Origin of the sequence: Nostoc sp. 2RC (assembly GCF_014222165.1) — a bacterium.
GTDB lineage: Bacteria > Cyanobacteriota > Cyanobacteriia > Cyanobacteriales > Nostocaceae > Nostoc > Nostoc linckia.
This window is the reverse complement of sequence record NZ_JACKZU010000364.1, coordinates 1-8,283: the sequence shown is the minus strand read 5'-3', so window position 1 is coordinate 8,283 and position 8,283 is coordinate 1. Positions and strand designations below refer to the sequence as shown.

Annotated in this window: 6 protein-coding genes and 1 pseudogene; 4 read left to right on the top strand and 3 right to left on the bottom strand. The window is 41.1% G+C overall.

The genetic code is table 11. The annotated features are described in order from the left end of the window. Window positions 1-62: 62 nt before the first annotated feature. Window positions 63-275, bottom strand: coding sequence for a hypothetical protein (locus tag GNE10_RS28525; RefSeq protein WP_185569019.1), 213 nt, complete (start codon window positions 273-275; stop codon window positions 63-65). A 4-nt stretch (window positions 276-279) separates the two neighbouring features. On the opposite strand from GNE10_RS28525, the gene GNE10_RS28520 reads away from it, so the two are divergent. After that, entirely contained in the window at window positions 280-489 is a 210-nt protein-coding gene (locus GNE10_RS28520; RefSeq protein ID WP_185569017.1) for a hypothetical protein, read from the top strand. Between the two features lie 17 nt (window positions 490-506). Here GNE10_RS28520 and xseA read toward each other — a convergent pair whose 3' ends face one another. After that, window positions 507-1,739, bottom strand: a complete 1,233-nt coding sequence (gene xseA, locus GNE10_RS28515; protein ID WP_185569015.1) for an exodeoxyribonuclease VII large subunit — start codon at window positions 1,737-1,739, stop codon at window positions 507-509. Window positions 1,740-1,967: 228 nt separating this feature from the next. Continuing rightward, entirely contained in the window at window positions 1,968-2,918 is a 951-nt protein-coding gene (gene pip, locus GNE10_RS28510; RefSeq protein WP_185569013.1) for a prolyl aminopeptidase, read from the bottom strand. 171 nt (window positions 2,919-3,089) lie between these two features. Between pip and GNE10_RS28505 the strand changes: the two genes are divergently transcribed. From GNE10_RS28505 to GNE10_RS28495, 3 genes and pseudogenes are all read left to right on the top strand, one after another. Further along, the gene (locus GNE10_RS28505; protein ID WP_185569011.1) at window positions 3,090-5,309 is read left to right on the top strand and encodes a GUN4 domain-containing protein; all 2,220 of its coding nucleotides are present in this window, start codon (window positions 3,090-3,092) and stop codon (window positions 5,307-5,309) included. A 175-nt stretch (window positions 5,310-5,484) separates the two neighbouring features. Then, the gene (locus GNE10_RS28500; RefSeq protein WP_185569009.1) at window positions 5,485-6,834 is read left to right on the top strand and encodes a hypothetical protein; all 1,350 of its coding nucleotides are present in this window, start codon (window positions 5,485-5,487) and stop codon (window positions 6,832-6,834) included. Between the two features lie 437 nt (window positions 6,835-7,271). Then, window positions 7,272-8,283, top strand: a pseudogene (locus GNE10_RS28495) (RluA family pseudouridine synthase); the annotation flags it as partial.

Below are 8,283 nucleotides of genomic sequence, written 5' to 3'. Positions count from 1 at the left end.
AAATGTGATTGATTTAGCCTAGAGCTTAAGTAAAATGAGGCTCTGTTTTCTTTATATTTTCTTTACGAATCAGCTCTTAAATCAACCTGACGACAATCAGTTTGAATTGCTTTCTGTAAATCAGCTGCCTCATCATCACTCAAAATACCCGCAAATTTTGCTAAAGGATGATGACTACGTGTTGTCTGAACGCGATGCAAAAAATCTAACATTACTTTGACTAACTCATCTGGAAGCTCTGCAATTTCTTGGATAAGCTGCTCGCGGTTAGTCATATATTTGCCTTCTTTCGCAAAGTTTATCGTTAATATTATAACGAATCAGTCTCAAAATGAATTACACGCCCGTCGTAGACATCGCACCTTAAGATGTGGCGATCGCATATATCTAAATCTGGTTTCTAGCTATCTGTGTGATTACACCTGCGATCGATTTTTGGCATTGTTTACAAAATCGAGCGATCGCATTCCTGACAGTAATCTGTTGTAAGTCGCTATATATCTAAACTACTTTTTTACTTCCGTAACTTTCACTTTCACCTCACCCTGTCCCAATTGAATCGATAAATCTTGTCCTACTTCTAACTCAGCCGCATTCCGAGCGATCGCACCATTTTTCTGTCTCACCACTGCATAACCACGCTGCAATACAGCCTTCGGGTCGAGAGTTGCCAACTTTTGCCGCAACAATTCTAAATGTTGCTTTGCTTGTTGCGATCGGGCGATCGTTACTTGTACCAATTGCCGACGCTTCCAAGCTAGCTTCTGTGTCTCCTGCTCTAGTTGCCGATCTAACCGCAAACGTCGCAAACGATTCCGTAATCCTTGCAGTTTATTTTCAGCATTTTCCCCAAAGTTATGCACCGCCTCATGCAAAGCTAGAACTCGTTGCCGATGCTCAGCATACAATTGTGCAATTGCGGGTACAACTGTTTCCGCCGCCGCCGTTGGTGTATGCACACATACATCTGCAACTAAATCTACTAAAGATTCATCTCGTTGATGACCAATACCAGTAATTACCGGAATGGAACAATTAGCAACAGCTCGCACCACTCGTTCATCATTAAAGCAAGCCAATTCCTCAATCGCCCCACCACCACGCGATAAAATTAACACCTCGGCGCGCCCATCCCAATCAACTCGCTCAATTGCTTTAACGATGGATTCTGGTGCTTGTTCGCCTTGTACTGTGGCTGGAGAAAATAAAACGTGTAAACCTGGATACCTTTGCTTGAGAGTTTTTTGAATATCACCCCAAGCGGCCGCAGTTGGTGAAGTGACCACAGCAATGGTTTGGGGATGGATGGGGAGCGATCGCTTTCTTTGGCGATCGAATAACCCCTCAGCCAGCAAGCGATTTTTGAGTTGTTGATAGCGTAACGCCTGTAAACCAACACCAGCAGGTAAAGCCTGCCAAACTGATAACTGATACTCTCCCCGTTGCGGATAAACTCGAATACTGCCCAAAATAATTATCTGTTCGCCAGCAACGGGTATCTGGGCGAGTTTTGCCAATTGACTATTCCACACCACACACTTAATTCCTGCCGTACCATCCGTATCTTGCAGCGTGAAAAATAACCCACTGCGATGGTGGTTAGCACTGGAAACTTCGCCAGTCACCCAAACTTGGCGCAATTGTTCATCTTGCTCTAACAGCAACCGGATATAGTCCGTTAAACCAGATACCGAAAGTGCTGCATCCAGAATCAGAGAGTCGGGAGTGTCGAAAGTCATCAAAGATGCCTAAAAGCAAAAGCTTAATCAAATATTAGCAAATAACGTTAATTGATATATATGGGAATCCGATTTGATTAAACAAATTCAATGGGTTTAAGTCCCCCGGTTCTATAACCGGTCAGTTTTGTGGTGGGGTCTAAATCCCCATTACAAAACTATACTTCCGACTTCCGACTTCCGACTTCCGACTTCTTTAATGTTGATTAGCCGATCAATTCGCCAATTCTACTTCAAGTTTGCAAACTTATCTGTTGCTTCAATCAAAGCACTACGAATTCCTGGTTCGCTCATGGAATGACCCGCATCAGGAATTACAATAAATTCGGCTTCTGGCCAAGCACGATGTAATTCCCAAGCTGATATCATTGGGCAAACTACATCATAACGTCCTTGAACAATGACAGCAGGGATATGGCGGATGCGATGGACATTTGCAAGTAATAAATCTTCTGTTTCCAAGAATCCTTTATTGATAAAATAATGGCATTCGATACGAGCAAAAGCCGAGGCAAATTCATTATCGGCAAACTTTTCTATGAGTTCTGGATCGAAAAAAAGTCTACTTGTACTCGCTTCCCAAATTGACCAAGCACGCGCCGCTGTTAATTGGACTTGTAAATCTGGGCTAGTTAAGCGTTTGTAATATGCTGCAATTAAATCGTGACGTTCATCTTCAGGAATTGGTTTTAAATATTCTTCCCAAGCATCGGGAAAAATATAACTAGTACCTTCTTGGTAAAACCATTGCAACTCTTTTTGTCTGAGCATGAAAATACCACGAAGAATTAATCCCGCGCATCGAGAAGGATGGGTTTGACTGTAGGCTAATGATAAAGTGCTACCCCAACTACCACCAAACACTGTCCATTTTTCTATACCTAAATGTTGGCGCAGTTTTTCGATATCATTAACTAAATCCCAAGTGGTGTTTTCTCGTAATTCAGCGTGGGGTTTGCTTTGACCGCAACCGCGCTGGTCAAACATCACCAAACGCCATTTTTCTGGGTGGAAATATTGGCGATATAAAGGGGGACATCCACCACCAGGCCCCCCATGCAGCAATACAATGGGTTGACCTTGGGGGTTACCCGACTCTTCAAAATGAATGGTGTGTAGGTCAGAAACCTGTAAATTTCCTTCTCTATAAGGTTCTCTGGCTGGATAAAGTTCTCGCATTTTAGATATCCTATGGGCAATATAATTGTAGCGATCGCTATAACTTTAAAAAACTTGCAAACAATAAATTGTCCCAAAAGCAATGTGACAATTTCAGTAATTTTTGCCAGTGCGATTGAATAATATTTATATCAAAGCTACCGTACTTTTCCTGTTAAGGAATCTTAACAAATGTGTCCAGTTGGTGTTCGTACTAGTCACTCAACTCATGCCTTAGAAACCGGCTTAGCAAAAATTTGGCTGATACTGGTAGGAGTAAACCAATACCAGGATGAGCAAATACCGTGTTTGCGTTATTCAGCAGTAGATTGTCAGGGTTTAGGAGAAGCATTAAACGCTGCAACTGCCGGATTTCCACAAAAGGATATCAGAATTTACCATGATTTTGCTAAACAGCAGCCACTCTTAGAAAATATCTCTACAAGTCTTAAAGAAGTAGCTACTGCGAGTAAATCAACCGACACTATTCTGTTTTATTTTTCCGGACATGGAATGCTAGAGCCATCCAACCGGGAGGTGGTATTGTGTCTCCAAGATACTCAAAAAGACAATTTAATCAATACTGGTTTGCAGTTGCAAGAATTATTGCAATTATTAGAAAATTGTCCAGCCCAGCAGCAATTAATATGGCTTGATGCTTGTCATAGCGGTGGTATGACATTGTTTGGCGCTAGGGGAGAAGCAACAAAAGACTCGCAACTCAACCCTACACAGGAATTAGTAGAAATTCTCCGCCAACGCGCTGCTAAGAGAAAGGGATTTTATGCTTTATTATCTTGCGATGGCGACCAACAATCTTGGGAATTTCCCCAACTCAAGCATGGAGTATTTACTTACTATTTAATTCGGGGACTGCGGGGAGAAGCTGCTGATTCCCAAGGTGTGATTGAAGCAGATGGACTTTATCGTTACGTTTATCACCAAACCCTGGCATATATAGATAAAACTAATCAGCAATTGCGGGTAATTAATCAGCTTAAAAAAAGCCGTGGTGAAAACCAAATTCATCCCGAATATCCATCCCAAACCCCGAAGCGCATCGTGGAAGGAACTGGAGAGGTAATTTTAGGAATCAAACCACATGAAACAGCATCTTTAAAACATCCGCGACAAGCATTAATTATCGAAGGATTTCCCAAAAGCCAAAGTGCTTTAGCTTTGAGTAAAATACTCAATACATCTGGTTACTTTGAAGTCAATTATTGGAGTGTTAGCGAAACAACTCCAGCTACCAATGTCCGCAAAGCCATTCAAAAGTGTTTGCTTTCTGAAGCTTTTTCTGAATCACCCAGTAACGTCAATATTGTGGAAGAAATCCCCACTGTATTTTTATATTTAAGAGGCAAGATTCAAGAAACAGAACAAGGAGAAGCTGTATTTATCCTTGCCGATCATATTATCATTAATCGTTCTTGGTTAAAAAAACAGCTACGCCGTTGTAGTTCGCAACAAATAATTATCCTCGATTGTCCTCAAGAAAGTGCCACTTGTGTATCTGTGCGGGATTGGGTGGAAGAACTGCAACTAGGACTAGATACTGAACAATGTTTAATTGCTGCTGCTGCGCCATCTTCAGAAAATCAACGCTTTGCTTCTTCTTTAGTAGACACCCTTAGTAAAGGCGTACAGTTTCCTAGCAAACCTACTATTCAACAATCTGGACTTACCGCAGCAGCTTGGATTACACAATTACAAATAGAGTTATCAGGTAGTGATATCCAATTATATTTTTGGTTAATTGGATTTCAAGGTGTGATTGAAGTTTTCCCAGGAAAAACTTTATTTTCTAGCGATACTTCCGAAGAAAAAGCTGAAGATATAGATGATTTGAGTTCATCTGTGGGTTTAGATTACACTCATTTGCGAGATTTATTGAAAGCTGAGAGATGGTTGGAGGCGGATCGGGAAACTACAACTTTGATGTTAAAAGTAGCTGGTAAAGCAGAAAAAGATTATCTTGATTTAGCAAGTGTGGAAAACTTTTCTTGCAGTGATTTATCTACTATCAACGGCCTGTGGGTTAAATATAGTCGGGGACGCTTTGGTTTCGCCGTTCAAAAAGGTATTTGGGAGAGTATTAGAGATACTTCTGGGGGCGATCCCGTGCTAGGTTTGATGATTGGCAATGATAATGCTATTGCTTCTGAAACTTGTATTGATTTTGCCAATCGTGTCGGCTGGCGTTTAAAAGATTCCTGGATAGATTATAGTCAGCTAAATGTAAATGATAATGCTCCCAATGGGCAATTACCTTACTTTGGCTTTTTTGAACAAGTTTGGCGAATAAAGGTATTAGGTGTTTGGGAATGGCATAGTGCGATCGCCACAGCTTCTTGGTGGCGATTATGTGTTGCTTTATTCTCTCGCATTCAAAGTTGTCAAATCAACTAGGGATTGAGTTATGGGTGATTGATTGTTAGTTATCAAAAAAGGATTAGTGACTAATGACCAATGACTAATGACCAATGACAGATTAAGATATGTTTTTCAGACAAGTTTTTTAATATTGAAGTGACTAAAGTATGGTTAAACTACCGTTATAATAGTCGCTTTGGAATACCGCTCAATGCATAGAAATACGAAAAGATTTGCTGCTATTTTTGTGTTGGTGTTTTCTCTGATTGTTTCTCTCAACTTTGCTGTTATCGCCCAAGATACTCAAAATGTTCCTTCCCTGAATCCTTCGGCATTTCGGACTTGTTCAGTTCCTTCTTATTTCAAAACTAAACAAGTCATTGCTGACAATGGCGGTGGCGAAGTGAAAATGGGCGATCGCATTAAGATTCAAGTCGAAGGATTATCAAAAGCAACAAATTTAACTGCTGGCGGTACTTCATTCGATCCTCGACAGTTAGTCTTGTATTTGAATGGCTATGAACTACAGGATGTATACGCACAACCAACCATTGTTATGGTGCGGAATACAGAACAAAAACTGGTTGTTGATGAAGATTGGTTAGCCTTTCGACTCGAACGTAATGACCCATCTGAAAATGTCTGGAATGCTCTGATTGGTAGACCCAAATATAGCATTAACGTGGTGGCTGGGGTAGGGTGTCCCAATAAAATTGCAATTCCAGTCAGCAATCCTGAGTCACCTCCGCAAATAAAAATAGTTTTATTTTCGTGGCGTTTTTGGCTTTGTCTTCTTCTAGTTTTGGTTGTTGTTTTATTATTCACCAGGTACTGCCGAAACAGTCTTCGGAGTTCTGGGATAGAAGGAATTTACTCGAAAAAAGAGGTGATTGATGGTCAGGAATTGTTGATTCCAGAACGAGTTAACATTGAACCCCAACAACGCAAAACCCGAATCGCTCAATTCTTTCTTGGTCGAAAAAAAATCAATCGCAATCCTTTTAGCCTATCGGTATCTCAACTGGCTTTTTGGACATTGATAATTTTTGGTTCTTACATGATTATCTACGGCATCACAGGAGATTATACCAATATTTTAAACCAACAATCTCTAATATTATTAGGAATTAATTCGGTAACTGCCTTTGGTAGTTCCTTGATTGATGGACAAGGAGATGAGAGTAAAAGAAAGGGTTCTCAACGCGTTTCCGAAGGATTTTTTATAGATATATTATCAGATATTAATGGAGTAAATTTTCATCGATTCCAAACATTTATTTGGACAGTTGCCATAGGAGTATTCTTTCTTTGGGAGGTCGGCAAAAATTTAGCTATGCCAGAATTTGATGAAACACTCCTGACACTACAAGGAATCAGTTCCGCTACATATCTGGGACTAAGAGGACAAGAACAGCATGGAATGGTAAAAAATCCAGAAAACCCTAAATCTCAAAAAGATAACTCATTTGAACAACAGCCCATATCAGAGACAAACTATACACCGATGACTGGAGAACAAGATTATCCACAAGAAAGTGATGCTTCTAGTAATTCTGGTTAAATTATACAAATTTTGGATTTGAGATTTTGAATTTTGGATTAATTCAAAACTTATATCTCAGGCTGATTCGATGAGCCTGGGATTTTTTTATTCAGCAATGATGATTGAAGAAGAATACAGAATTCAGAATTCAGAATACAGAATTCAGAATACAGAATCAATCAATAGGGGATTCAGACCCGCCACTGATTGTTCGCGTAGCGTCTCCCCTTGGGAGAAGACCACCAAATCCTAGATTTGGTGGGGGTGCACGCCGATTATTCAGACGCTCCTACGTCGCTCTAAGCGAAGCCATGCCGCAGGCTTTACGCTGCGCTATCCGCCAGTCGTACAAAATTCCCAAGCTGAATTCTGACGACTGACGCCTTTATTCTGTTTGATAAATAACCTCTAATTAAAAACTCAGATCCCAGGCTCATTATTGAGTGTTGACTTTTATGGTAATTCTGCACTTTGTTTCCGATTTTATTGACTGTGATTTTGCTCTGGGCGACTCATCGCCTAGTTATTACTATGAAGGGTGTTGTCCCGAAAGTGGCGATCGCTTAATATTACCCCGTACTCCATTATCGGAAGCCATCGCCCAAGGACTCATGCAATACCTTGGCAAAGATGACAATTATTCTCGTGAAGGCAAAATGTATGGCATATTATTAGTTGAATTGCCCAATGGCGAACAGCGAGTAATTAAGGCTTTCTCTGGTCTTTTACATGGTTGTAGTGTAATTGAAGGTTGGGTGCCACCAATACCAGGAAGAGATGAAGTTGCTTTCCTGGAAGCCTGCACCTTGGCACAGTTAAACGCCATCAAGGAAGAAATTCTCACTTTAAAGCAACTCCAAGAACGCCAGCACTATGAAACCTTGTGTAATGAGTTTGAGCAGCAACTACAAATAATAAGCGATCGCCATCGCCATTGCAAACATCAACGCCAACAAAAACGCCAGGAAATCTGCAATACCCTCACAGGAGAAGCCCTGGCTATTGCCCTTGAAGAACTCGACGCTGAAAGCCGTCAACAGAAAATTGAACGACGACAACTTAAACAGCAGCAAAATCAAGTTTTACAGCCTCTACAGCAATTGATTGCAGCCGCAGATACACGAATTCGAGAACTCAAACAACAGCGTAAAGCCCTGTCACGGCAATTACAAACTCAAATGCACGCCAGCTACAGCCTGACTAATTTTGCTGGGCGATGGCAATCCTTACAACAATTGATGCCACAAGGTTCACCCACCGGTACAGGAGACTGTTGTGCCCCGAAGTTACTCCATTATGCCGCAACACATCATCTCAAACCTTTGGCAATGGCGGAGTTTTGGTGGGGAGCATCTTCAGTCAATCAAGATAAAATCCAGGGAGAATTTTATGGAGCATGTGCCGAACGATGTCAGCCATTGATGGGGTTTTTGCTCTCCGGGTTGGGGATGGAGGATGGGGGGATGG

Bases quoted from the DNA above. Each gene is read 5' to 3' on its own strand.
- GNE10_RS28525 (WP_185569019.1), bottom strand. From the start codon at position 275: ATGACTAACCGCGAGCAGCTTATCCAAGAAATTGCAGAGCTTCCAGAT.
- xseA (WP_185569015.1), bottom strand. From the start codon at position 1,739: ATGACTTTCGACACTCCCGACTCTCTGATTCTGGATGCAGCACTTTCG.
- pip (WP_185569013.1), bottom strand. From the start codon at position 2,918: ATGCGAGAACTTTATCCAGCCAGAGAACCTTATAGAGAAGGAAATTTA.
- GNE10_RS28505 (WP_185569011.1), top strand. From the start codon at position 3,090: ATGTGTCCAGTTGGTGTTCGTACTAGTCACTCAACTCATGCCTTAGAA.
- GNE10_RS28500 (WP_185569009.1), top strand. From the start codon at position 5,485: ATGCATAGAAATACGAAAAGATTTGCTGCTATTTTTGTGTTGGTGTTT.